Below are 21,414 nucleotides of genomic sequence, written 5' to 3'. Positions count from 1 at the left end.
GGGATGGCCTCTTCCTCGCAGCCCGGTTCGCCTTCGCCGTCCGGTGCGTCTGCGCAGCCCGGTTCGCCTTCGCCGTCCGGTGCGTCTGCGCAGCCCGGTTCGCCTTCGCCGTCCGGTGCGTCTGCGCAGCCCGGTTCGTCATCGCCGTCCGGTGCGCCTTTGCGTTCCGATTCCTCTTCTCTGGCCGGACCCTCTTCGCCGTCCGGTTCCGGTTCCTGGTCCGAGCGGGTCGTGGTGCGGGGCGGGGTGCGGCTGGTGTGCCGTGACTGGGGAGGGTCCGGGCCCGATGTGCTGATGCTGCACGGGCTCGCCGGGCATGCGGGCGAGTGGGACGCCGGTGCGCGCCTGTTGCGGGAGGCCGGGTACCGGGTCGTCGCCCTCGATCAGCGGGGGCACGGGGCGAGCGAGCGGCGTCCCGGGGACGCCTCGCGGGCCGCGTACGTCGCCGATGTCGTCGCGGTCGTCGGCGAACTCGGTCTTGAGCGGCCCGTGTTGGTCGGCCAGTCGCTCGGTGGGCACACCGCGTTCCTGACGGCGGCCGCCCATCCCGGGCTGTCGCGGGCGCTCGTCCTCGTCGAGGCGGGGCCGGGCGCGTCGGACCCGGGTACGCAGGAGGGGATCGGGGCGTGGCTGCGGTCGTGGCCGGTGCCGTTCGCCTCGCGGGAGGCGGCCGTCGCGTACCTGGGCGGCGGGAAGGAAGCCGTGGGGGAAGGGTGGGCGAGCGGGCTGGAGGAGCGTGACGGCGGGCTGTGGCCGCGCTTCGACCCCGAGTTCATGGTGCGGTCCCTCGACGACAACGCCGCCGGCGCGTTCTGGGGCGAGTGGGCGGCCGTCGCCTGCCCCGCGCTCGCGGTCCTCGGGGAGGGGGCGCAGGGCGGGATCATCGGCGGCGAGGAGTACGCGGAGATGGTGCGCATCCGGCCCGGGCTGTACGGCGCGAGCGTGCCGGGCACCGGGCACGACGTACACCTGGAGCGGGTCGACGTGCTGCACCGGCTGGTCGTCGGCTTCCTGCGGGAGGAGGGTGGGGCGGGGGGCGGTTCGTCGGCCGAAGTTCCCCCTTGCCTTGGAGTGCACTCCAGTTCCTAGAGTGCGCGCATGCGCTATCGGGTACTCGGCGGGACCGGGATCGACGTCAGCACGTACTGCCTCGGCACCATGATGTTCGGTGCGGTGGGGAATCCGGATCACCAGGAGTCCGTACGGATCATCCATGCGGCCCTGGACCAGGGCATCAACTTCGTGGACACCGCCGACATGTACTCGGCGGGCGAGTCCGAGGAGATCGTCGGCAAGGCGCTGCGCGATCCCCGGCGGCGGGAGGAGACGGTCCTCGCCACCAAGGTGTACTTCCCGATGGGCGGCGAGGGGCCCAACAAGGGCGGCTCGTCACGGCGTTGGATCACGCTCGCCGTCGAGAACAGCCTCAAGCGGCTCGGCACCGAGTGGATCGACCTCTACCAGGTGCACCGGCCCGACCACAGCACGGACATCGAGGAGACCCTCGACGTCCTGGGCGACCTCGTCAGCCAGGGGAAGATCCGGGCGTTCGGCTGCTCCACCTTCCCGGCCGAGGAGATCGTCGAGGCGCACGCCGTCGCCGAGCGGCGCGGGCTGCGCCGGTTCCGCTCCGAGCAGCCGCCGTACTCGCTGCTCGCGCGCGGGGTCGAGACGTCCGTGCTGCCGGTGGCCCAGCGGTACGGGATGGGCGTCCTGACCTGGAGCCCGCTCGCCTCCGGCTTCCTCACCGGCCGGTACCGGAAGGGCGCCCCCATCGACCTCACCAGCGGGCGGCCGGCGCTCACCCCGCACCGCTTCGACCCCTCCCTGCCCGTCAACGCCGCCAAGCTCGACGCCGTCGAGGAGTTCGTCGCCCTCGCCGACGAGATCGGCTGCAGCCTGCCCGAACTCGCCCTCGCCTTCGTGGCCGCGCACCCGGCGGTCACCTCCGTCATCATCGGGCCGCGGACGATGGACCAGCTGGAGGGCCTGCTCAAGGGCGCGCCCGTCCTCCTCACCGACGAGGTCCTCGACCGGATCGACGCGATCGTGCCGCCCGGCACGAACCTCTACCACCCCGACGGTGCCTGGCGTTCGCCCGTACTCACCCGGCCCTCGCTGCGTAGGCGGCCGTTGGAGGAGCGGGCCGCCGGCTGACCGACGGCCCTACGGGGCCGTGAACTGCTCCGCACCCACCACCCTCAGCAGGGCCAGGCGCTCCCCCGCGTCCGTGCCCGGCGGCGGGGTGTGGAGGACGAGGCGCTGTTCGCCCTCGGGCGCCAGGAGCACCTGGCTGTCGAGGTCCACCGGACCGATGACCGGATGGACGACGCGCATCCGGCTGTGCCGGCGGACGGCGACCTCGTGGAGGGCCCAGCTCGGCGAACTCCTCGCCGGCGGCGCGCTGACGGTCGAGACGCTGGCGGTCGAGACGCTGGCGGTCGAGACGCTGACGGTCGAGACGCTGGCGGCGCAGGTGATCGGGGTGATCGAGGACGCGGGTACGGGTCCGGTGGACCTGCTCGGCTTCTCGATGGGGGCGCCGGTGTCGGCGGCGGTCGCGGCGCTGCGCCCGGATCCGGTCAACCGGCTCGTGCTGGTGGCGGGTTGGGCGTACACCGACGGCGACGAGTGCACGCGGAACCTGTTCACGCTGTGGCAGCGCCTCGGCGCGTTCGACCCGGCGGGGTTCGGGCGGAGCGTGACGATGACGGGGTTCAGCCGCGACTTCCTCAACATGATCGGCCGCGAGGGCGTCGAGGAGCTCGTCCCGAACATGCCGCCCACGCCGGGCACCCTGCGGCACGTGGCGCTCGACCTGGGGGGGTGGACATCCGCGCGCTGCTGCCCCGGATCACCGGGAAGACGCTGGTCGTGGGCGCGACGCGGGACGCGACCGTCCCGGTGGAGAACAGCCGTGGGCCGCACGCGGCGATCGTCGGCGGCAGGTACGCGGAGATCGACGCCGGTCACGTCGTGCTGTTCGAGAAGGAGGACGAGTTCGTGGCGACGGTGACGGAGTTCCTGGACTCCGCCGCGACCGTGCCCGCCCCGTGAAGCCGGCCGTCGGCGCAGTGGTCAGTGGCGGACTTCGATGCCCGTGACGCCGAGGTCGTAGAGGCCGTCGAGGACGAGGTCGACGCCGACGGCGGCGAGGAGGAGGCCCAGGAGGCGGCCGAGGAGCTCGATGGTGGCGTGGTGGGTGCGGCGCAGGACGTGGGTGAGGAGCAGGACGCAGATCAGGTCGAGGGCGATGACGGCCACGTACGCGCCGACGACCGTCGAACGCCAGCTGAAGGAGTCGCGGGCCGCCGCCTCGATCAGTACGGCGGTCATGGCCAGCGGGCTCACCACGTACGGCATGAGCAGCTCGCGCACGCCGCTGACCAGGTCGGGGGCGTCCTGGTGGGGGCCGTCGGAGCCGAGGTGCATGCCGAGGACGAGCCCGACGGCGTAGAGGAAGAAGATGGCGCCGCCGGCGAGCTGGAGGGCGGGCTCGCTGATGTGGAAGAGGTTCAGGATCCAGGGGGCCGTGATGCCGGTGACCACGCCGACGAGGACGGCGGCGCCCGAGGAGATGAGGGCGATGCTGCGCAGCTGGCGGACGGGGTGGACCTGGGCGAGGCCGGCGAAGGCGAGGACGACCTTGGGCGGGCCGACGACCGAGAAGAAGGCGATGAAGGCCGCGGAGAAGGTGAATGCGTTCACACGGGAATCATGAAGCGGTCGGGTGATTTCTCCCGTTTTTCGGGCTGATGCCCGCGCGGTGTCGAGAACCGGCGCCCGGCTACGACTCTCCTGCGAGAACACGTCCCAGCGGGACGGACGTACACGCCGACGAGGAGGACGTCATGAAGTACCTGGTGATGGTCCAGGGGTCGCAGGCCGACTACGAGGGCATGGCGGGCCGCGGCTCGGCCGGCAGCCCCGCCTGGGACAAGGCGCAGCTCCAGGCCATGTTCGACCACATGAACGCGATCAACGAGGAGCTGACCTCCACCGGCGAGATGCTCGACGCCCAGGGTCTCGCCGCCCCCTCCACGACCCGCTTCGTCACCGTCGACGCCAACGGCGACCCCGTCGTCACCGACGGCCCCTACGCCGAGACCAAGGAGGTCCTCGCCGGCTACTGGATCCTCGACTGCCCCACCCTCGACCGCGTCACCGAGATCGCCGCCCAGGTCGCCCGCTGCCCCGTCCCTCCCGGCTCCCCCGACCACCCCGTCGTCATCCGCCCCATCGACGAGACGGTCCCGACCCTGGACTGACCCGGGAGGGGTGGGGGCGGGGTGGTGTCATCCTTGGTCTTCGACGGAACCCCGTGCCGGGGAGTAAATTACCCCGTGGGGTATCTGTGGAGGAGTCGCTGTGGAACTCGATCTCGCGGGCGCCGAGCTGAAGGCCGTGCTGAACCGGCTGCGCCGAGCGCAGGGGCAGATCTCGGGCGTGATCCGGATGATCGAGGAGGGGCGCGACTGCGAGGAGGTCGTGACGCAGCTGGCGGCGGCGTCGCGGGCGCTCGACCGGGCCGGGTTCGCGATCATCGCGACCGGGCTGCAGCAGTGCCTGACCGACATCGAGAGCGGGCGCAAGGACGGGGAGGACCCGCACGCGATGCGGGCGAGGCTGGAGAAGCTGTTCCTGTCGCTGGCGTAGCCGGGAGGCGGGACGGAGCGACGAAGAGCACCCCCGGGGAGGGCCCCGTGGGTGCTCTTCGTCGTGGCGGGTGCGGTCAGTCGTCCGCGAGGCCCTTCAGGCGCTTGGCGAAGCGGGTGAGGCGGGTGCCCTGGTAGCGGGCGGCGTGGAGGACGTCCTCCGAGGGGGTGCCGTGGGCGCCGGGATGGGCGGTGCCGTAGGGGTTGCCGCCGGCGGCGTAGACGGCCGGGTCGGTGAAGCCGGGCGAGACGATGACCGAGCCCCAGTGGTGGAAGGTGTTGTAAAGGGCGAGGAGCGTGGACTCGTTGCCGCCGTGGACGTTGTGCGCGCTGGTGAAGGCGGTCGCGGGCTTGTCGGCCATGACGCCCTGCTGCCAGAGCCCGCCCGAGGTGTCGATGTACTGCTTCAGCTGCGCGGAGACGTTGCCGAAGCGGGTCGGGGAGCCGAAGGCGTACGCGTCCGCCCACTCCAGGTCGTCCAGGGTGGCGACCTCCACGTCGCCGGTGGCGTCGACGTGGGCGCGCCAGGCCGGGTTCGAGTCGATGGCGGCGTCGGGGGCGAGCTCGGGCACGCGGCGCAGGCGCACCTCGGCGCCGGCCTTCTCGGCTCCTTCGGCGACGGCCTGGGCCAGCCGGTGGACGGAGCCGGTGGCCGAGTAGTAGATGACGGCGACCTTGACGGACATGGCGGACTCTCCTCGATCCAAGAAAGTGGATTGCTTTCCGCTTCGATGTCCCCGAGTTAAGCGGATTGCTATCCGGTTCGCAAGGGGGGCGGGTATGCTCAACAACGAGCAGCGACCTAGGGGGAACACGGGCGAGCGGAAAGAAAGAGCGGGAGTCGACAGATGAGCACGGAGAAACCGCAGGCCGGAGCCGGGGCGGCAGCGGGGCCCGAGATCACGCCCCTGTCCGGTCCCGGGCTGCTCCCCACCGTCGACACGCCCGCCCCCGAGCGCGCCGACGCCGCCCGCAACCGGCGCAAGATCCTCGACGCCGCCGCCCGGATCGTCGCCGAGCAGGGCCCCGACGCCGTCACCATGAACCAGGTCGCCCACGCCAGCGGCATCGGCGTCGGCACCGTCTACCGCCGCTTCGGCGACGTCTCCCAGCTCCTGTGGGCCCTCCTCGACGACCGGGAGCGCCAGTTCCAGGAGGCGTACATGAGCGGGCCTCCGCCGCTGGGCCCCGGCGCCCCGGCCGCCGAGCGGCTCGACGCCTTCCTCGACGCGCTCGTCGACCGGGTCGGCGAACAGCGCGAACTGCTGCTCGCAGCGCACTCCGCGGCGCCCCGCGCCCGCTACCACAGCGGCGCCTACCGGGTGATGCACACGCACGTGACCCTGCTCATCGGGCAGCTCAGGCCCGGCTCCGACAGCGCGCTCCTCGCGCACCTGCTGCTCGCGGCCTTCTCCCCGGACGTCATGCACCACCTGACGGTCGAGCAGGACCTCTCGGGCGACCGCCTCAAGGCGGGGGCACGGGCGCTGCTGACCCTGCGGGGCTGACCCTGCGGGGACGGCTCTGCAGGGCTGACCTGCGGGGCTGACGCGACGCGCGGGTCGGCCGCGAGCCCCGGCTCCGGGCCGTACCTCGCCTCTCAGGCCCCGCCCCGCGCTCAGTCCGTACCCAAGGCCGCCAATCCGTCCAGGACGCGGGCGAGGGCGAAGGCGTAGGCGTGTTCCGGGTCGTAGAGGCCGCCGTAGGCGAGGGCGGCGGCTTCGCCGACGCGGCTGGCGAGGGGGAAGCGCCGGGCGTCGAAGACGCGGGCGAGGAGGGGCTCGTGGGCGTCCCACCACTCGCCGTCGGACAGGGCGCTCTCGCGTTCCACGGCCCGCGCGTCGAGTTCGGCCCGTGCGCCGGACTGTACGGAGCCCAGGACGAAGGTGAGGGCCGAGTCGCGGGCCACGTCGTCGAGGCCGAGCCCTTCGAAGGCGCCGAGTTCGTACTCGTACTTGGCCATGACGCCGGGGCCGAGCGGGGCGCGGACGATGCGCAGGTCGACCAGCCAGGGGTGGCGGAGGTGCAGGGCGCGGTTCGCGTCGGCGACGGCGGTGACGCGGGCGCGCCAGGGTTCGGCGGGGCCGAACGGCGGGCGGTCCATGCGCAGGAAGACGGTGTCCAGCATGAGGTCGAGGAGTTCGCTCTTGCCGGGGACGTACGTGTAGAGGGTCATGGGGGTGACGCCGAGGCGCTGGGCGACGGCCCGCATGGTGAGGGCGTCGAGGCCTCCGCCGTCGGCGAGGTCGAGGGCGGCGTCGACGACCGCGTCGACGGTGAGGCCCTGGCGGGGGCCGCGCCGCGCCGCGGGGGCGGGGGCCTCGGCGCGCCAGAGCAGCTCCAGGGTGCGGGCCGGGTCGCCTGCCCCGCTGCTGTTCTTCCCGCCGGCGGTCGCCATGGCACTCATACCCTCATTATCGCAGGTCAGACGTACTGCACCGTAACTTTGTACGCTGTATAGAGTACCCTGTCCGTTCGAGCTTGGGACGACCACGGAGGGCGCACACATGAACCACCCCGTCGGAACGAACGAAACCGCAGCGGCGGACGGCCACCACGTCATCCAGGTCCGCGGGGCCCGCGAGAACAACCTCAAGAACGTCGACGTCGACCTGCCCAAGCGGCGCCTCACCGTCTTCACCGGGGTGTCCGGCTCCGGGAAGTCCTCGCTCGTCTTCGGCACCATCGCCGCCGAGTCGCAGCGCCTGATCAACGAGACGTACAGCGCCTTCCTCCAGTCGTTCATGCCGTCCCTGGCCCGCCCGGACGTGGACGGCCTGCACAACCTGAGCGCGGCGATCGTCGTCGACCAGGAGCGGATGGGCGCCAACTCCCGCTCCACGGTGGGCACGGCCACCGACGCGTACACGATGCTGAGGATCGTCTTCAGCCGCCTCGGCACCCCGCACGTCGGCACGTCCGGGGCGTTCAGCTTCAACCTCCCCGAGGGCATGTGCCCGCGCTGCGAGGGCGCCGGCGAGGTCTCGGACATCGACGTCGACGAGCTCGTGGACCGCGGGAAGAGCCTCGCCGAGGGCGCGATCACCGTCCCCAACTTCGCCGTGGACTCCTGGTACTGGCGGATCATGGCCGAGTCCGGCTTCTACCCCGCCGACAAGAAGCTCGCGGACTTCACCGAGGAGGAGTGGGAGGCCTTCCTCCACAAGCCGACCTGCAAGGTGAAGGTCGGCAGCAACACCTTCACCTACGAGGGCCTGGTGCCGAAGGTCCAGCGGCTCTTCCTCGCCAAGGACCGGGACGCCCTGCAGGCGCACATCCGGGCCTTCGTCGACCGCGCGGTCGTCTTCCGCACCTGCCCCGAGTGCGAGGGGGCCCGGCTCACCCGGGCCGCGCTGTCCTCCCGCATCGACGGGGTGAACATCGCCGAGTGCTCGGCGATGCAGATCAGCGACCTCGCCGCGTTCGTCCGCCGGATCGAGGACCCCTCCGTCGCGCCGCTCCTCGCGGGCCTGCGCGAGCTGCTCGACTCGCTCGTGGAGATCGGACTGGGCTACCTGAGCCTCGACCGGGCGTCCGGCACGCTGTCCGGCGGCGAGGCCCAGCGGGTGAAGATGGTCCGCCACCTCGGCTCGCCGCTCACCGACGTCACGTACGTCTTCGACGAGCCGACCACCGGACTGCACCCGCACGACATCCGGCGCATGAACGACCTGCTGCTCCGCCTGCGCGACAAGGGCAACACCGTCCTCGTCGTCGAGCACAAGCCCGAGGTCATCGAGATCGCCGACCACGTCGTGGACCTCGGGCCGCGGGCCGGGACCGCGGGCGGCGAGATCTGCTACAGCGGGAACGTGCCGGGCCTGCGCCGCTCCGGCACCCTCACCGGCGACCACCTCTCGCACCGGGCGAAGCTCCGCGAGGAGGTGCGGACCCGGACCGGCGCCCTCGCGATCACCGGGGCCACCCAGCACAACCTCAAGGACGTGAGCGTCGAGATCCCGACCGGGGTGCTGACCGTGGTCACCGGCGTGGCGGGCTCCGGCAAGTCCTCGCTGATCCACGGCAACCTGCCGGGCCGGGAGGGCGTGGTCGTCGCCGACCAGTCCCCGATCCGCGGCTCGCGCCGCTCGAACCCGGCGACGTACACGGGGCTCCTCGGCCCGATCCGCACGGCCTTCGCCAAGGCCAACGGCGTCAAGGCCGCGCTGTTCAGCGCCAACTCGGAGGGCGCCTGCGGGAACTGCAACGGCCTCGGACTGATCTACACCGACCTGGCCATCGCGGCCGGTGTGGCCTCCGTCTGCGAGAAGTGCGAGGGCAAGCGGTTCACGCCCGAGGTCCTCACGTACCGGCTCGACGGGAAGAACATCCACGAGGTGCTGTCCCTGTCGATCGAGGAGGCGTACGACTTCTTCACGGCGAAGGGCCAGGCCCGCACCATCCTCGGCCGCCTCAAGGACGTCGGCCTCGGCTACCTCCGCCTCGGCCAGCCCCTCAACACCCTCTCCGGCGGCGAACGCCAGCGGCTCAAGCTCGCCATCCACATGGCCGAGAAGGGCGCGGTCTACGTGCTCGACGAGCCCACCACCGGCCTCCACCTCGCCGACGTCGACCAGCTCCTCGCGCTCCTCGACCGGCTCGTCGACGCCGGCAACACGGTCGTCGTCATCGAGCACCACCAGGCCGTGATGGCCCACGCCGACTGGCTCGTCGACCTCGGCCCCGGCGCCGGTCACGACGGCGGCAGCGTCGTCTTCGAGGGCACCCCCGCGCAGCTGGTCGAGAAGGGGGACACCCTGACCGCCCGCCACCTGCGGGAGTACGTCGGCGGCTGACCGCCCGCCACCTGCGGGAGTACGCCGGCGGCCGGCCGCCCGCCACCTGCGGGAGTACGCCGGCGGCCGGCCGCCCGCCACCTGCGGGAGTACGCCGGGGGCCGGCCGGCCCCGCCCCCGGCCGCCCCGCCTGGGGCCGCTCTCAAGTGCCGCCCGCCGCCCCGGACCGCCCGTCCCCGGCCGACCGCTCCGTGGACGGCGGTGGACGGGGGCGGGCGCCGGACGCAGGATCGTGCCGTGACCACGTATCTGATCCTCCACGGCTTCCAGAACCACCGTCCGCCCGGCCACTGGCAGCACTGGCTCGCCGACCGGCTCCGGGAACGCGGCCACGAGGTCCGCTACCCGCAGCTGCCCGAGCCGGACGCACCCGTCCTGGCGGACTGGCTCGCGGCCCTGGAGGAGCACGGGCGGCGTCCGGCCGACGGCGAGTTCGTCGTCCTCGCGCACAGCCTGTCGGTCCTGCTCTGGCTGCGGGCGGGCGAGCGGCGGCCCGATGCCGACCGGGTGCTCCTGGTCGCCCCGCCCTCACCACGGGTGACCGCCTCGATCCCGGCCATCGCCGCCTTCGCCGACGGCCTCGACCTGGCGGAGCGGGGCCTCGCGGCCCGTCTCGTGTACGGCGAAGGGGACCCGTACTGCCCCGAGGGCGCCGACGTGCACTACGGCACCCCGCTCGGCCTCGACACGGACCTCGTGCCGGGCGGCGAGCACCTCGACCTCGACGCGGGGTACGGGGACTGGGGCTCGCTCCTGGAGTGGTGCGAGGACCCGGACGTGCGCGTCAAGGGCCGGTAAGCCCGCTTCCCGCGTTCGAAGGGGTGAACCCACCGGGCGGGCGGGCGGCTCCGGGCCGATGATCGGGACATGAGTGCCGTGCCGAAGCCGCCCGACATCCACCCGGCCCGGCGGCCGGACCCGGACGCGCTGCTCGGGCGGCCCCCGCTCGGCGGCGGACGTCACGGGACCGTAGTCGCCGACGAAGGTGCGGGCGCACCAGCAGGAGGCGAAGGCGGCGAAAGCCGTCAAGGAGGGCAAAACGTCAGGGAATTGATAATTCCAGATGGCAATCCTGTTCAAGCAGAAAGGAATTACGCAGAACCTGTTCACAGAATGCCCTCGATATCGCTAACTTCCCCTCAACCTCGTCCGTAACGGGAAGGACTTCTGTGAACGCAACCCAGCGCCGTGCCGCGGCCATCCTGGCCGCCGCCGCACTCGCCACACCGCTGGTCCTCGCCTCCCCCGCCACCGCGGGGCAGGACCCCACGGCCGCACCCGCCCGCGATGCCGCCAAGCTGGCGAAGAAGCTGGTCCGCGAAACCACCGCACAGGACGCCTACAAGCACCTGCAGAAGTTCCAGGCGATAGCCGACTCGGCCGACGGTCACCGCGCGGCCGGCTCCCTCGGCCACGACGCCTCGGCCGCGTACGTGTACGCGCAGCTGAAGAAGGCCGGATACGACGTCCGCTACCAGAAGTTCGAGTTCCAGTACACGCAGACGCTCGCCGAGAAGGCCTCCGTCGTCGCCCCCGCGCCCCGCGCGCTCGACATCAAGGCGATGACGTACACCAAGTCCACCCCGGTCGGCGGCATCACCGCGGCCCTCGCGGCCGTCCCCGTCGACGCCGACGGCACCACGGGCTGCGAGCCCGGCGACTTCGCCTCCGGCACCTTCACCGGGAAGATCGCGCTGATCAAGCGCGGCGGCTGCACCTTCGCCGCCAAGCAGCAGAACGCCGCCGCGGCCGGAGCCGCCGCGGCCGTCATCTACAACAACACCGAGGGCGCCCTGTCCGGCACCCTCGGTGACCCGGCCGCGGGGAAGATCCCGACCGGCGGCCTCACCCAGGCCGAGGGCGCCGCGCTCGCCGCCGACCTGGCGAACGGCCCGGTCTCGCTCTCGCTGGAGATCCGCCAGCTCAGCGAGCTCCGCTCCACCAACAACGTCATCGCGGAGACCCGCGGCGGCAACGCCGCCAACACCGTGATGCTCGGCTCGCACCTCGACTCCGTCACCGCCGGCCCCGGCATCAACGACAACGGCTCCGGCTCCGCCGGCCTCCTCCAGACCGCCCTGGAGCTCGCCAAGTCGAAGGACAAGGTCCGCAACAAGGTCCGCTTCGCCTGGTGGTCCGCGGAGGAGAACGGCCTCCTCGGCTCCGAGCACTACGTGAACACCCTCACGGCGCTCGACAAGGGCGAGATCAAGCTCTACCTCAACTTCGACATGATCGCCTCGCCGAACTACGGCCTGTTCGTCTACGACGGCGACAACTCGGACGGCGTCGGCGCCGGTGCCGGCCCCGAGGGCTCCGCGCAGCTGGAGCGCGACATCACCGACTTCATGGACAAGCGCGGTCTCCCGCACGAGGGCACCGACTTCAGCGGCCGCTCCGACTACGGCCCGTTCATCGAGGTCGGCATCCCCTCCGGCGGCACCTTCACCGGCGCCGAGGGCATCAAGACCCCGGCCCAGGCCGCCCTGTTCGGCGGCACGGCGGGCGTCGCGTACGACGTGAACTACCACGCCAAGGGCGACGACCTGAAGAACGTCAACATGACGGCCTTCGACGCCAACATCAAGGTCATCGCCAACGCCGTCGGCACCTACGCCCACGACATCTCCTCGCTGCGCAAGCCGGTCGACTCCGTGCCGACCACCGGCTCGGGCAGCGGCGGCGGCCTGCACGACGACCACGACGAGGCCACCGCCTAGTCACCACCGGGCAGTCACGACAGGGCGGTCACCGCCCTGCATCCCGCCGCCGGGCGTCACCGCCGGCGGCGGGCCGTCCCGAAGATCGAACGGCTGATCTCCCGGCCCAGCTGGGTGCCGATCGACCGGGCCAGGGGCGTGAAGATCCCGCTGCCCACCACCTGTTCGGCCAGCGAGGGCTCCTCCTTCTGTCGGGGGCCCTCGCTCCGGCCTTCGCGGCCTCCTTCTCGGCCTTCTTCTCGGCCTCCTTCTCGGCCTCCTTCTCGGCATCCTTCTCGGCCTTCTTCTCGGCCTTCTCCGCCTCCTCGGCGGCCGCCGCCTCCGCCGCCGCCTCCGCCGCCCGCTGCTCGGCCGTCAGCCTCTCGTACGCCGACGCACGGTCCACCGCCTCCGCGTACCGCCCGTACAGCGGCGAACCCTTCACCGCCGCGTCCAGCGCCGCCGCGTCGACCGGGCCCATCAGCGACTCCGGCGCCCGCAGCCGTGTCGCCGCCACCGGCGTCGGGGCCCCCTTCTCGCTCAGTACGGTGACCACCGCCCGCAGGTCCTTGAGGTCGACCAGTTCGAGGCCCTTGGAGTCGGCGTAGTGGAAGATCAGGCCGAGCGACTGCTCCTGCGTCCGGTTGAGCCGGAGGACCTTGGAGAGCAGTACGGGCCCGAAGCCGGTCACCGTGGCGCGCACCGGGATGCCGGGGCCGACGCCCCCGAGGCCGTAGAACTCGCAGGGGAAGCCGGTCGCCCGCCACTCCTGGCCGACCTCGGCCGCGCGCCGCCTGACCCTCTCGCCGTCCTCGCCGGGGGCGGAGACCCCGGCGACGTCGCCCTTGACGTCGGCGAGGAAGACCGGCACCCCGTGCGCGGACAGCTGCTCGGCGATCAGCTGGAGCGTCTTCGTCTTGCCGGTGCCCGTGGCGCCGGCGACGAGACCGTGGCGGTTGAGGACCGGCAGCGGGATGCGGATCGGCGCGTCCGGGTGACATGTGCCGTCCCAGAGGAGTGCCCCCAGATCGAGTGCCGCGCCGTCGAAGGCGTACCCGGCGGCGATCTCGGCGGCGGGCCCCGCCACGGGGTCCGGGGCCCCTGTCGCCGGGTACGGGGCCTGTGCCGCCGGGGCCTGCGCGGGTGTCGACGGGTCCGGGGCCGCCGGGGCGGACCCGGCTGCTTCGGCGGGCGGCGGCTGCTCGCTGACGCTCATGACGGGACCCCGATTTCGGTTTTGTCATGGTTTGCAGCAGCATCCCACTGCTCGCGCGTGGCTGCGCCGGAAGCCGCTCGCCCGGTAGGCTTTCCGTGTGATCTTCAAGCGCATCGGTAACGGAAAGCCGTATCCCGACCACGGCCGGGAAAGCACCCGGCAGTGGGCGGACGTCGCCCCGCGCCCGGTCCGCCTCGACCAGCTGGTCACCACCAAGGGCCAGCTGGACCTGGAGACGCTGCTCGCCGAGGACTCCACGTTCTACGGCGACCTCTTCGCGCACGTCGTGAAGTGGCGCGGCGACCTCTATCTGGAAGACGGGCTGCACCGCGCCGTGCGCGCGGCGCTCCAGCAGCGCCAGGTGCTGCACGCCCGCGTCCTCGAGATGGACTGAGGCGGAGCCCGACCGGCCCCTCTCCGCTGACCCTTTCGGGGTCAGTTCGACCCCATCCGGACGCGATCACATGATCATCAAGTAGGCATCGCCGACGGGCGGCACTACGCTGCGTTCATGAGCATGCTCACTCCCCCCGGAATGGGCGGAAAGTACCGCATCACGGGGGACGTCTACCCGCGCATGCGCCGCCCCCACCGCCGGCGCAGGATCATCCTCGCGTCCGCCGCCGCAGTGGTCGTGCTCGGCGCGGCCGGCTGGGGCACGCTCCAGCTCGTCGACGTCTTCTCCGGCGGCGACGGCACGAAGACGACCGCCGGCAAGCAGGCCGACTGCAAGCCCGTCGCCAAGGCGACCACCGCGCCCGCCGTCGCCCTCCCCAAGCCCGGGCAGATCACGGTCAACGTCTACAACGCGACCCCGCGCAGCGGCCTCGCCAAGACGACCGCCGACGAGCTCAAGAAACGCGGCTTCAAGATCGGCAAGGTGGGCAACGCGCCCGCCGCCTACGACAAGAAGGTCCCGGGCGCCGGTCTGCTCCTCGGCGCCCCCGCGGCCACCAAGGGCGCCTTCCCGGTCCTCGGCACCCAGCTCGCGGGCGCCACGACCAAGACGGACACCCGGGGCACGGCGGACGTCGACCTGATCATCGGGACCGCGTTCAAGACGCTCTCCCCGAAAACGACGGCGGACGCGGCCCTGGTCGCCCTGACCAAGCCCGCGCCCGTACCGACCGGAAAGTGCTGAGGAAGTACTCCGCGGAGCCGGCTGCGACCTCTACTCGGCGGAGCCGGCTGTAGATCTCTACTCGGCGGAGCCGGCTGCGACCTCTACTCGGCGGAGCCGTACATGCGGTCGCCCGCGTCGCCCAGGCCCGGGACGATGTAGCCGTTCTCGTTGAGGCGCTCGTCGACCGAGGCCGTCACGACGGTGACCGGCGTGCCGGCGAGCTCGCGCTCCATGACCTCGACGCCCTCCGGGGCGGCGAGGAGCACGACGGCGGTGACGTCGTCCGCGCCGCGCTTGATGAGTTCCTGGATCGCCGCGACGAGGGTGCCGCCGGTCGCCAGCATCGGGTCGAGGACGTACACCTGGCGGCCGGAGAGGTCCTCCGGCATCCGCGTGGCGTAGGTCGACGCCTCCAGCGTCTCCTCGTTGCGGATCATGCCGAGGAAGCCGACCTCGGCGGTCGGGAGCAGCCGGACCATGCCGTCGAGCATGCCGAGCCCGGCGCGCAGGATCGGGACCACCAGCGGACGCGGGTGCGACAGCTTCACGCCGGTCGTGGGCGTGACGGGGGTCTCGATGTCGACCTGCTCGGTCCGGACGTCCCTGGTGGCCTCGTAGGCGAGCAGGGTGACCAGCTCGTCGGCGAGACGGCGGAAGGTCGCGGAGTCCGTGCGCTTGTCGCGCAGGGTGGTGAGCTTGTGGGCGACCAGGGGGTGGTCGACGACGTGGAGACGCATGACCCAACAGTAGCCCGCCGCGCACTGGCGTCGACCCACGCCGCTGGGGGAAGGTGGGGGCACAGGGACCCAGCGATGGGGTGGTGTGGCCGATGCCCGACCTGGAAGAACCGGCCGACGGATCCGCCAAGAGGGCGGCCCGGACGCAGGTACCGGAGACCGACGCGGAGCGCCGCAGGCGCCGCGCCCAGTTCCTCCGCGAACTCAACGAGGCCAAGGCGCTGCGCGAACGCGTGCAGCCGCGGCGCGCCCGGGCCGCCCGGATGCGCCAGGCCATGCGCATGCGGACCTTCCGCTGGTGAGGGCCGCGGGGCCCGCCTGCGGCGGAGAACCGGCCGGGCCCGGCCGTGCGCCCCCCGTGTGCGCCGGGGTCGCACGCCCGCCCGATGGCGGTGTCCATCAGACTGATGCACGACGCAAGGACCGAAGACCTCTCCTGCGCGCCCTGTTTCTGTCACGATGCCGATTGGGCGGGGCACCAGGAGCGCGCCGCCGGAACGTCACACCTCTGATCAGTGGGAGAGAGTCAGGTGTACTTCGCCGCACTGCTCGCGCGCACCGAAGACGGGTGGGAAGCGAGCGACACGGAGCTCGACGACGTGGAGACCCTGTCGGATCTGGCCGAGCTCGCCCGGGAGGCCTCGGACGACGACACGGTGATCGTCTACATCGAGCAGGAGGACGCGTGGTTCGGGATCGTACGGATCGAGGGTGAGGAAGACCCTCGGATCTACGTCTCGGACGGCGCCGCCGCCGCCCGTTCCTCGTACGGGGAGATCCTCACGCGGGAGATCCTCGGCGACGACCTCGACGCCGAGCTCGACGAGCTGGCGTCCCTGGACCTGGACGGCACGGAGGACGGGGAGCCGCTCTCCGACGAGGCCGACGTGGACGACGAGGACGGCGACGAGGCCGCCGGGGCGGTGCCGTCCGCTCCCGTCGGCGACGCCCTGGTCCTCGCGGACCTGGGCCTCTCGGAGCGCGAGCTCCGCGCCCTCGACAGCGACGCCCTCTCGGTGATCGCGGACGCGCTGGGCGCGTCCGAGGTGCTGGAGGCCGTGCGCTAGTGGCACGAGCGGTACCAGCTCCGAACCCCGGAACCGATCCCGTACGGGACGCCCACGGGGCCGACCGCGCGGGCGACGCCCCCGGGACCGACCGCGTCCCGGGGGCCGTTCCCGACCCCGTACGGGACCCCTGGCGGGACGCCATGCGGCTGGCGCTCGCGGAGGCCGACGCGGCCGGTCCGGCCGGTGACGTGCCGGTCGGCGCGGTCGTGCTCGGCCCGGACGGGGAGGTCCTCGCACGGGCGCACAACGAGCGGGAGGCGGCCGGTGACCCCACCGCGCACGCCGAGGTGCTCGCCCTGCGCCGGGCGGCCGCCGCCACCGGCGAGTGGCGTCTGACGGGGTGCACGCTCGTCGTGACCCTGGAGCCGTGCGTGATGTGCGCGGGCGCCCTCGTCCAGTCCCGGGTCGAGCGGGTGGTGTTCGGCGCGGTCGACGAGAAGGCCGGCGCGGCCGGCTCGCTCTGGGACCTCGTGCGGGACCGGCGCCTCAACCACCGCCCCGAGGTGATCCACGGCGTGCTGGGCGAGGAGTGCGCGGAGCAGTTGACGGCCTTTTTCCGCGACCGCTGACCCCCGCTCCGACCTGGCCTTCGATACGGATTTCATCGCAGCGCCAACTTCGGCTAAGCTCTCTCTCGGTAGCGTGTCCGAGCGGCCGAAGGAGCTCGCCTCGAAAGCGAGTGTGGGGAAACTCACCGAGGGTTCAAATCCCTCCGCTACCGCTTCGATCGAAGGGCCCGGCGCATCAGCGCCGGGCCCTTCGGCGTGTCCGGGGGCGCCTGAGCGCTTGCGGGGGAGAACGCCCGGGCGTGCGGGGAAAGGCCCCGGTGCACGTACGGGAAAGGCCCTGGTGCGCACGAGAAGGTCCCGGTGCACGTACGGGAAAGGCCCCGGGCGCGCTCGCCGCGCGGCCGGGGCCTTCTCCGTAGGACGGGGGGAACGGCATCGGGGGGACAAGCCGTTCCCCCCGATGAGAACCGGACCTACAAGTCCTGCGCCGCGTTCAGGGGGGGAAGCTCGCGGCGCGGACCCCGCAGTGCGGGCCGGTTCCAGGAGCCCTTCGGATTCCTGCCAGATCCTCCGGGCTCGACATCCATACTCCTCGCCCGTCACCCTTCCGGGGGGTGGCAAAGGGCCTCGATCTCCGGGTCCTTGGTCCATAAAGGCTCGGTTAGAGTGGCGCGGTCGTACGGCGGGGGAACAGGGGAGGGCTGGGCAATGGTGCAAGCGAAGAAGGTCGCGCTGTACGCGGTCATGGTCTTTGTGCTGTACACGATCGTCACGTCCCCGGCCCGGGCCGCCGATCTCGTGCAGGTAGGGTTCGAGGGCATTTCCAGCGCCGCCCAGGGTGTCGGCGAGTTCATGACCGAACTCATCAACTAGGAGCCCTCCGTGATCCGCCATCTGGTCCTCTTCAAGCTCAACGACGGCGTCGCCCGCGACGAGCCGCGCGTCGTCGCCGGCGTAGAGGCGTTCCGCGCGCTCGGCGGGCAGATCCCCGAGCTGCGGTTCTGGGAGTGCGACTGGAACATCACGGACCGGCCGATCGCGTACGACTTCGCCATCAACTCGGCCGTCGAGGACACCGACGCGCTCCAGCGCTACCTGGACCACCCCGCGCACCAGGCCGGTGTCGCGCAGTGGCGCGAGTTCGCCACCTGGGTGATCGCGGACTACGCCTTCTAGTCCTCGCCCGTAGAGGGGCCCCCCGCCGTCGTGGCGGGGGGCCTTTTCCGTGCGTGACCTCCCCTTTTTCCGCCAACATGCCCTCAACACGGGCCTATGCGGTGCTTGCACACAGTGGACATGTCTTGTGATGCTATGACCGCTTTTGACGGATGAGTTGACCGTAACTGACCCAGTCGACCAGCAGGACCAGCCAAAGGGGTGGCGTGAACGTGCCGGCCAGTACAGCGCCTCAAGTCCCGCCCCAGCAGGAGGCAGGCGGCGCGGACACCCCGCGCCCCCGCCCCCAGAGCACCCGGGGCGCCGACACCCGCGCACTGACCCAGGTGCTCTTCGGGCAGCTCAAGAACCTGGAGCCGGGCACCACCGAGCACCACCGCGTGCGCGGGGCCCTCATCGAGGCCAACCTCCCCCTCGTGCGGTACGCGGCGGCCCGCTTCCGCTCCCGCAACGAGCCGATGGAGGACGTCGTCCAGGTCGGCACCATCGGCCTCATCAACGCCATCGACCGCTTCGACCCCGACCGGGGCGTGCAGTTCCCCACCTTCGCCATGCCGACCGTCGTCGGCGAGATCAAGCGGTACTTCCGCGACAACGTCCGGACCGTGCACGTGCCGCGCCGGCTGCACGAGCTCTGGGTCCAGGTGAACGGCGCCACCGAGGACCTGACGACCGCTCACGGCCGCTCCCCCACGACCGCCGAGATCGCCGAGCGGCTGCGCATCGGCGAGGACGAGGTGCTCGCCTGCATCGAGGCCGGACGCTCCTACCACGCCACCTCCCTGGAGGCCGCGCAGGAGGGCGACGGACTGCCCGGACTGCTCGACCGGCTCGGTTACGAGGACCCCGCCCTGGCCGGCGTCGAGCACCGCGACCTCGTCCGCCACCTGCTCGTCCAACTGCCCGAGCGGGAGCAGCGGATCCTGATGCTGCGCTACTACAGCAATCTGACGCAGTCCCAGATCAGCCAGGAACTCGGCGTCTCCCAGATGCACGTGTCAAGGCTCCTCGCCCGGAGCTTCGCGCGTTTGAGATCCGCAAACAGAATCGAGGCGTAACCAGAACGGGTAGACCGGTTCGGAGCAGTTCTGCGCTGCCCCAAATGCCTTACACCCCTTGTTTCCTGCGGATATGCACCCTCACCTTGTCGACAAGTCACTACAGCGCGTTGCCGACATGTGACATTCTGCTGGAACCGAGTTTGCCGCAGCCCCGCCGCCGGTATTCAGGTGGAAGCTGCGTTCCTCAGATGGTCGCGGCCACCGCGACCGTCCGCGACCTCAAGGGGGTGGCATGTCCACAGAACTGGGCAGCTCGAAGGTGCTCACGCTCACGCCCGTTCCCGTGCCCACGCAGACGACGGCGCCGACCGCACAGGAAAGCGCCGAGGCCACGCCTCCGCCGCCCGTGGTCGTGCCGTCGGGAGCCCTCGACACCCGCACCCTCTCCCGCTCCCTGTTCCTGCGGCTGCGCGCGCTCGACACCGAGGGCGCCGCCGCCGACAGCCCGGAGCGGACCTACGTCCGCGACACCCTCATCGAGCTCAACCTCCCCCTCGTGCGCTACGCGGCCGCCCGCTTCCGCTCCCGCAACGAGCCGATGGAGGACATCGTCCAGGTCGGCACCATCGGCCTCATCAAGGCGATCGACCGCTTCGACTGCGAACGGGGCGTGGAGTTCCCGACGTTCGCCATGCCGACCGTCGTCGGCGAGATCAAGCGCTTCTTCCGCGACACCTCGTGGTCGGTGCGGGTCCCGCGCCGCCTCCAGGAGCTCCGCCTCGCCCTCACCAAGGCCAGCGACGAGCTCGCGCAGAAGCTCGACCGCTCCCCCACCGTCCCCGAACTCGCCGCCGTGCTGGGGGTGTCGGAGGAGGACGTGGTCGACGGCCTCGCCGTGGGCAACGCGTACACCGCCTCCTCGCTCGACTCCCCCTCGCCCGAGGACGACGGCGGCGAGGGCTCGCTGGCCGACCGCCTCGGCTACGAGGACACCGCCCTCGAAGGCGTCGAGTACCGCGAGTCGCTCAAGCCCCTGCTCGCCAAACTCCCGCCCAGGGAGCGGCAGATCATCATGCTGCGCTTCTTCGCCAACATGACCCAGTCGCAGATCGGCGAGGAGGTCGGCATCTCCCAGATGCACGTCTCGCGCCTGCTCACCCGCACCCTCGCCCAGCTGCGCGAGGGCCTCATCTCCGACTGAACCTCCCGCCGACTTCCGTAAAACCCGGTTTACTTGACGATCCGTCAGGAATACTGGACCCATGAGGCCAAGGAAGCCGGGAACGGGACCGGGACTCGTGATGGTGGCGCTCTGCCTCGGTGGAGCGCTGACCGCCTGCGGCGGCGGGGACGGCGAGGGGTACGCGGCGGTCGGCGCCGGCCCCTCCCCCGAGGGCGCGGTCGCCCCCTCCGGCGCCGTCACCCTCGTCCCCCTGGACGGCCCCACGACGCCGGGCCTGACCTCCAGCACGTCCTCCCCGTCCCCCGCGCCCTCCACGCACCCGGGCGCCCCTCCCGGGGCCGGGAACGGCCCCCTGCCGGGCCCCTCGGACCCCCGGGACGGCGCCCTCGGGCCCTCCGGCACGGGATCGGGTACAGGCACGGGGTCCGGTTCGGGTTCCGGATCCGGTACGCCTCCGACGGCCGCGCCCGGAACCGGCGGTACGGCCACCCCGCCCCGTACGCCCTCCGCGACGCCCGGACCCACGGCGCCCGGCAGCGGCACGCCCGCGCCGTCCCCCACGCCGCCCCCGGCACCCGGGCCCGCCGTGCTCACCGTCTCCGCCCCCGACCTCGCCGACGGCGACCGGCGCTGGTGCGAGCGGGTCACCGTGACCTTCCGCAACACCGGGGGATCCGCCGCCACCTCCGGCACGGCCACCTTCGCCACCCACGTCATCGGCACTCTCGGCGTCGACTGGGCGACGGTCACCTCCCACCAGCCCCTCCCCACCCCGATCGCCGCCGGAGCGGCACGCACCCGCACCTACACGGTCTGCCTCGAATCCTGGCGCGTCCCGCTCGGCATGCGCATCGACACCCGCTCCGTCACCGCCGCATGGCAGTGACCAGCAGGGCGGGACCGCTGCCGCGCGTCTCGTACCGCAGGGCGGCTCCGGGGACCTCCAAAGAAAAGTGGGCCGGTCCGCGAGGTGCGGAGCGGCCCACTCGGGGTTCGGGGGTGCGGCGTCAGCCGAGTGCCAGCCAGGCGACGGCAGCGAGGACGACGATCACCGCGACGACGGCCGCGATCACGCCGACCTTCGGGCCGCCGCCCGAGGTGGCGACGGTCTGGGGCTGCCGCTGTTGCGGGGTGCCCTCGTCGACGAAGGCGCGGAACATCTGCGTGCTGCCGGCGGGGTCGTAACCCTCGGGGCCCTGAGGGGGCTGGCCCTGGCCGTACGGTGCTTGGGGGTTGTGTGCCATGGGCC

General features: G+C 72.1%; 25 protein-coding genes, 1 tRNA gene and 2 pseudogenes. 21 read left to right on the top strand and 7 right to left on the bottom strand.

Features of this window, described 5'->3' with window-relative positions; translation table 11 throughout:
* Positions 1 to 291 precede the first annotated feature (291 nt).
* Positions 292 to 1,089 (top strand): alpha/beta fold hydrolase, encoded by a 798-nt coding sequence (locus ACIQFX_RS03095; RefSeq protein ID WP_402458584.1) that lies wholly within the window; start codon positions 292 to 294, stop codon positions 1,087 to 1,089.
* A 9-nt stretch (positions 1,090 to 1,098) separates the two neighbouring features.
* Positions 1,099 to 2,157 carry an aldo/keto reductase gene (locus ACIQFX_RS03090; protein ID WP_402458347.1) on the top strand — a complete coding sequence of 353 codons (1,059 nt, stop codon included), beginning with the start codon at positions 1,099 to 1,101 and terminating at the stop codon, positions 2,155 to 2,157.
* Positions 2,158 to 2,166: 9 nt separating this feature from the next.
* On the opposite strand, the gene ACIQFX_RS03085 is transcribed toward ACIQFX_RS03090, so the two are convergent.
* On the bottom strand, positions 2,167 to 2,337 hold the full coding sequence (locus ACIQFX_RS03085; RefSeq protein ID WP_402458344.1) for a hypothetical protein: 171 nt from the start codon (positions 2,335 to 2,337) through the stop codon (positions 2,167 to 2,169).
* Between ACIQFX_RS03085 and ACIQFX_RS03080 the strand changes: the two are divergent.
* A pseudogene (locus ACIQFX_RS03080) lies at positions 2,315 to 2,554 on the top strand (hypothetical protein); the annotation flags it as partial. The gene ACIQFX_RS03085 and the pseudogene ACIQFX_RS03080 overlap by 23 nt on opposite strands.
* 272 nt (positions 2,555 to 2,826) lie before the next feature.
* Positions 2,827 to 3,057 (top strand): alpha/beta fold hydrolase, encoded by a 231-nt coding sequence (locus tag ACIQFX_RS03075; RefSeq protein ID WP_402458600.1) that lies wholly within the window; start codon positions 2,827 to 2,829, stop codon positions 3,055 to 3,057.
* 21 nt (positions 3,058 to 3,078) lie between these two features.
* On the opposite strand, the gene ACIQFX_RS03070 is transcribed toward ACIQFX_RS03075, so the two are convergent.
* On the bottom strand, positions 3,079 to 3,708 hold the full coding sequence (locus tag ACIQFX_RS03070; RefSeq protein ID WP_402458342.1) for a MarC family protein: 630 nt from the start codon (positions 3,706 to 3,708) through the stop codon (positions 3,079 to 3,081).
* A 143-nt stretch (positions 3,709 to 3,851) separates the two neighbouring features.
* On the opposite strand from ACIQFX_RS03070, the gene ACIQFX_RS03065 reads away from it, so the two are divergent.
* Complete coding sequence (locus tag ACIQFX_RS03065) at positions 3,852 to 4,268, top strand: YciI family protein (protein WP_402458339.1); 417 nt, start codon at positions 3,852 to 3,854, stop codon at positions 4,266 to 4,268.
* A gap of 100 nt (positions 4,269 to 4,368) precedes the next feature.
* Positions 4,369 to 4,656, top strand: coding sequence for a metal-sensitive transcriptional regulator (locus ACIQFX_RS03060; protein ID WP_402458336.1), 288 nt, complete (start codon positions 4,369 to 4,371; stop codon positions 4,654 to 4,656).
* Between the two features lie 76 nt (positions 4,657 to 4,732).
* Here ACIQFX_RS03060 and wrbA read toward each other — a convergent pair whose 3' ends face one another.
* Positions 4,733 to 5,341 (bottom strand): NAD(P)H:quinone oxidoreductase, encoded by a 609-nt coding sequence (gene wrbA, locus ACIQFX_RS03055; protein WP_402458333.1) that lies wholly within the window; start codon positions 5,339 to 5,341, stop codon positions 4,733 to 4,735.
* Between the two features lie 162 nt (positions 5,342 to 5,503).
* Here wrbA and ACIQFX_RS03050 point away from each other — a divergent pair, with 162 nt between their 5' ends.
* Complete coding sequence (locus ACIQFX_RS03050; RefSeq protein ID WP_402458331.1) at positions 5,504 to 6,163, top strand: TetR/AcrR family transcriptional regulator; 660 nt, start codon at positions 5,504 to 5,506, stop codon at positions 6,161 to 6,163.
* Positions 6,164 to 6,273: 110 nt separating this feature from the next.
* Here ACIQFX_RS03050 and ACIQFX_RS03045 read toward each other — a convergent pair whose 3' ends face one another.
* A complete protein-coding gene (locus ACIQFX_RS03045; RefSeq protein ID WP_402458581.1) occupies positions 6,274 to 7,053 on the bottom strand; it encodes a TetR/AcrR family transcriptional regulator in 780 nt (259 codons plus the stop codon).
* 109 nt (positions 7,054 to 7,162) lie between these two features.
* Here ACIQFX_RS03045 and ACIQFX_RS03040 point away from each other — a divergent pair, with 109 nt between their 5' ends.
* The 3 genes from ACIQFX_RS03040 (at position 7,163) to ACIQFX_RS03030 (ending at position 12,171) form a co-directional block, all read left to right on the top strand.
* Positions 7,163 to 9,451: an ATP-binding cassette domain-containing protein gene (locus ACIQFX_RS03040; RefSeq protein ID WP_402458328.1), complete on the top strand. Its 2,289-nt coding sequence runs from the start codon at positions 7,163 to 7,165 to the stop codon at positions 9,449 to 9,451.
* Positions 9,452 to 9,688: 237 nt separating this feature from the next.
* Complete coding sequence (locus ACIQFX_RS03035; protein WP_402458325.1) at positions 9,689 to 10,249, top strand: RBBP9/YdeN family alpha/beta hydrolase; 561 nt, start codon at positions 9,689 to 9,691, stop codon at positions 10,247 to 10,249.
* Positions 10,250 to 10,620: 371 nt separating this feature from the next.
* Positions 10,621 to 12,171: a M28 family metallopeptidase gene (locus ACIQFX_RS03030; RefSeq protein ID WP_402458323.1), complete on the top strand. Its 1,551-nt coding sequence runs from the start codon at positions 10,621 to 10,623 to the stop codon at positions 12,169 to 12,171.
* 56 nt (positions 12,172 to 12,227) lie between these two features.
* Here ACIQFX_RS03030 and ACIQFX_RS03025 read toward each other — a convergent pair.
* A pseudogene (locus ACIQFX_RS03025) lies at positions 12,228 to 13,366 on the bottom strand (helicase HerA-like domain-containing protein).
* A gap of 97 nt (positions 13,367 to 13,463) precedes the next feature.
* On the opposite strand from ACIQFX_RS03025, the gene ACIQFX_RS03020 reads away from it, so the two are divergent.
* Positions 13,464 to 13,760 carry a type II toxin-antitoxin system VapB family antitoxin gene (locus ACIQFX_RS03020; RefSeq protein ID WP_017240525.1) on the top strand — a complete coding sequence of 99 codons (297 nt, stop codon included), beginning with the start codon at positions 13,464 to 13,466 and terminating at the stop codon, positions 13,758 to 13,760.
* Between the two features lie 117 nt (positions 13,761 to 13,877).
* Positions 13,878 to 14,507 carry a LytR C-terminal domain-containing protein gene (locus ACIQFX_RS03015; RefSeq protein WP_402458320.1) on the top strand — a complete coding sequence of 210 codons (630 nt, stop codon included), beginning with the start codon at positions 13,878 to 13,880 and terminating at the stop codon, positions 14,505 to 14,507.
* Positions 14,508 to 14,590: 83 nt separating this feature from the next.
* Here ACIQFX_RS03015 and upp read toward each other — a convergent pair whose 3' ends face one another.
* A complete protein-coding gene (gene upp / locus ACIQFX_RS03010) occupies positions 14,591 to 15,226 on the bottom strand; it encodes a uracil phosphoribosyltransferase (protein ID WP_017240523.1) in 636 nt (211 codons plus the stop codon).
* Between the two features lie 92 nt (positions 15,227 to 15,318).
* Between upp and ACIQFX_RS03005 the strand changes: the two genes are divergently transcribed.
* The 9 genes from ACIQFX_RS03005 (at position 15,319) to ACIQFX_RS02965 (ending at position 21,051) form a co-directional block, all read left to right on the top strand.
* Entirely contained in the window at positions 15,319 to 15,528 is a 210-nt protein-coding gene (locus tag ACIQFX_RS03005; protein ID WP_402458316.1) for a hypothetical protein, read from the top strand.
* Positions 15,529 to 15,756: 228 nt separating this feature from the next.
* The gene (locus ACIQFX_RS03000; protein ID WP_402458577.1) at positions 15,757 to 16,293 is read left to right on the top strand and encodes a hypothetical protein; all 537 of its coding nucleotides are present in this window, start codon (positions 15,757 to 15,759) and stop codon (positions 16,291 to 16,293) included.
* Between the two features lie 143 nt (positions 16,294 to 16,436).
* Complete coding sequence (tadA, locus tag ACIQFX_RS02995; protein WP_402458575.1) at positions 16,437 to 16,865, top strand: tRNA adenosine(34) deaminase TadA; 429 nt, start codon at positions 16,437 to 16,439, stop codon at positions 16,863 to 16,865.
* 67 nt (positions 16,866 to 16,932) lie between these two features.
* Positions 16,933 to 17,017, top strand: a tRNA-Ser gene (locus tag ACIQFX_RS02990).
* A gap of 496 nt (positions 17,018 to 17,513) precedes the next feature.
* Entirely contained in the window at positions 17,514 to 17,678 is a 165-nt protein-coding gene (locus ACIQFX_RS02985; RefSeq protein WP_017240520.1) for a hypothetical protein, read from the top strand.
* A gap of 9 nt (positions 17,679 to 17,687) precedes the next feature.
* The gene (locus ACIQFX_RS02980) at positions 17,688 to 17,981 is read left to right on the top strand and encodes a Dabb family protein (protein ID WP_093875008.1); all 294 of its coding nucleotides are present in this window, start codon (positions 17,688 to 17,690) and stop codon (positions 17,979 to 17,981) included.
* A gap of 212 nt (positions 17,982 to 18,193) precedes the next feature.
* Entirely contained in the window at positions 18,194 to 19,039 is an 846-nt protein-coding gene (locus ACIQFX_RS02975) for an RNA polymerase sigma factor SigF (RefSeq protein WP_402458311.1), read from the top strand.
* A 235-nt stretch (positions 19,040 to 19,274) separates the two neighbouring features.
* Positions 19,275 to 20,183, top strand: a complete 909-nt coding sequence (locus ACIQFX_RS02970; protein ID WP_402458308.1) for an RNA polymerase sigma factor SigF — start codon at positions 19,275 to 19,277, stop codon at positions 20,181 to 20,183.
* 61 nt (positions 20,184 to 20,244) lie between these two features.
* Positions 20,245 to 21,051, top strand: a complete 807-nt coding sequence (locus tag ACIQFX_RS02965; protein ID WP_402458305.1) for a hypothetical protein — start codon at positions 20,245 to 20,247, stop codon at positions 21,049 to 21,051.
* A gap of 121 nt (positions 21,052 to 21,172) precedes the next feature.
* On the opposite strand, the gene ACIQFX_RS02960 is transcribed toward ACIQFX_RS02965, so the two are convergent.
* Positions 21,173 to 21,409 (bottom strand): hypothetical protein, encoded by a 237-nt coding sequence (locus ACIQFX_RS02960; protein WP_402458302.1) that lies wholly within the window; start codon positions 21,407 to 21,409, stop codon positions 21,173 to 21,175.
* Positions 21,410 to 21,414: the final 5 nt, after the last annotated feature.

Source organism: Streptomyces sp. NPDC093089, from assembly GCF_044754405.1.
Taxonomy (GTDB): Bacteria; Actinomycetota; Actinomycetes; order Streptomycetales; family Streptomycetaceae; genus Streptomyces.
This window is presented reverse-complemented; position numbering and strand designations above follow the sequence as displayed.

Excerpts from the sequence above, each read along its gene's own strand:
- ACIQFX_RS03065 (WP_402458339.1), top strand. The coding sequence starts at position 3,852 with ATGAAGTACCTGGTGATGGTCCAGGGGTCGCAGGCCGACTACGAGGGC.
- wrbA (WP_402458333.1), bottom strand. The coding sequence starts at position 5,341 with ATGTCCGTCAAGGTCGCCGTCATCTACTACTCGGCCACCGGCTCCGTC.
- ACIQFX_RS02960 (WP_402458302.1), bottom strand. The coding sequence starts at position 21,409 with ATGGCACACAACCCCCAAGCACCGTACGGCCAGGGCCAGCCCCCTCAG.
- ACIQFX_RS02970 (WP_402458308.1), top strand. The coding sequence starts at position 19,275 with ATGTCCACAGAACTGGGCAGCTCGAAGGTGCTCACGCTCACGCCCGTT.
- ACIQFX_RS03005 (WP_402458316.1), top strand. The coding sequence starts at position 15,319 with ATGCCCGACCTGGAAGAACCGGCCGACGGATCCGCCAAGAGGGCGGCC.
- ACIQFX_RS03090 (WP_402458347.1), top strand. The coding sequence starts at position 1,099 with ATGCGCTATCGGGTACTCGGCGGGACCGGGATCGACGTCAGCACGTAC.
- ACIQFX_RS02965 (WP_402458305.1), top strand. The coding sequence starts at position 20,245 with ATGAGGCCAAGGAAGCCGGGAACGGGACCGGGACTCGTGATGGTGGCG.
- tadA (WP_402458575.1), top strand. The coding sequence starts at position 16,437 with ATGCGGCTGGCGCTCGCGGAGGCCGACGCGGCCGGTCCGGCCGGTGAC.
- ACIQFX_RS03040 (WP_402458328.1), top strand. The coding sequence starts at position 7,163 with ATGAACCACCCCGTCGGAACGAACGAAACCGCAGCGGCGGACGGCCAC.
- upp (WP_017240523.1), bottom strand. The coding sequence starts at position 15,226 with ATGCGTCTCCACGTCGTCGACCACCCCCTGGTCGCCCACAAGCTCACC.
- ACIQFX_RS03050 (WP_402458331.1), top strand. The coding sequence starts at position 5,504 with ATGAGCACGGAGAAACCGCAGGCCGGAGCCGGGGCGGCAGCGGGGCCC.
- ACIQFX_RS03085 (WP_402458344.1), bottom strand. The coding sequence starts at position 2,337 with ATGCGCGTCGTCCATCCGGTCATCGGTCCGGTGGACCTCGACAGCCAG.
- ACIQFX_RS03015 (WP_402458320.1), top strand. The coding sequence starts at position 13,878 with ATGAGCATGCTCACTCCCCCCGGAATGGGCGGAAAGTACCGCATCACG.
- ACIQFX_RS03045 (WP_402458581.1), bottom strand. The coding sequence starts at position 7,053 with ATGGCGACCGCCGGCGGGAAGAACAGCAGCGGGGCAGGCGACCCGGCC.
- ACIQFX_RS02985 (WP_017240520.1), top strand. The coding sequence starts at position 17,514 with ATGGTGCAAGCGAAGAAGGTCGCGCTGTACGCGGTCATGGTCTTTGTG.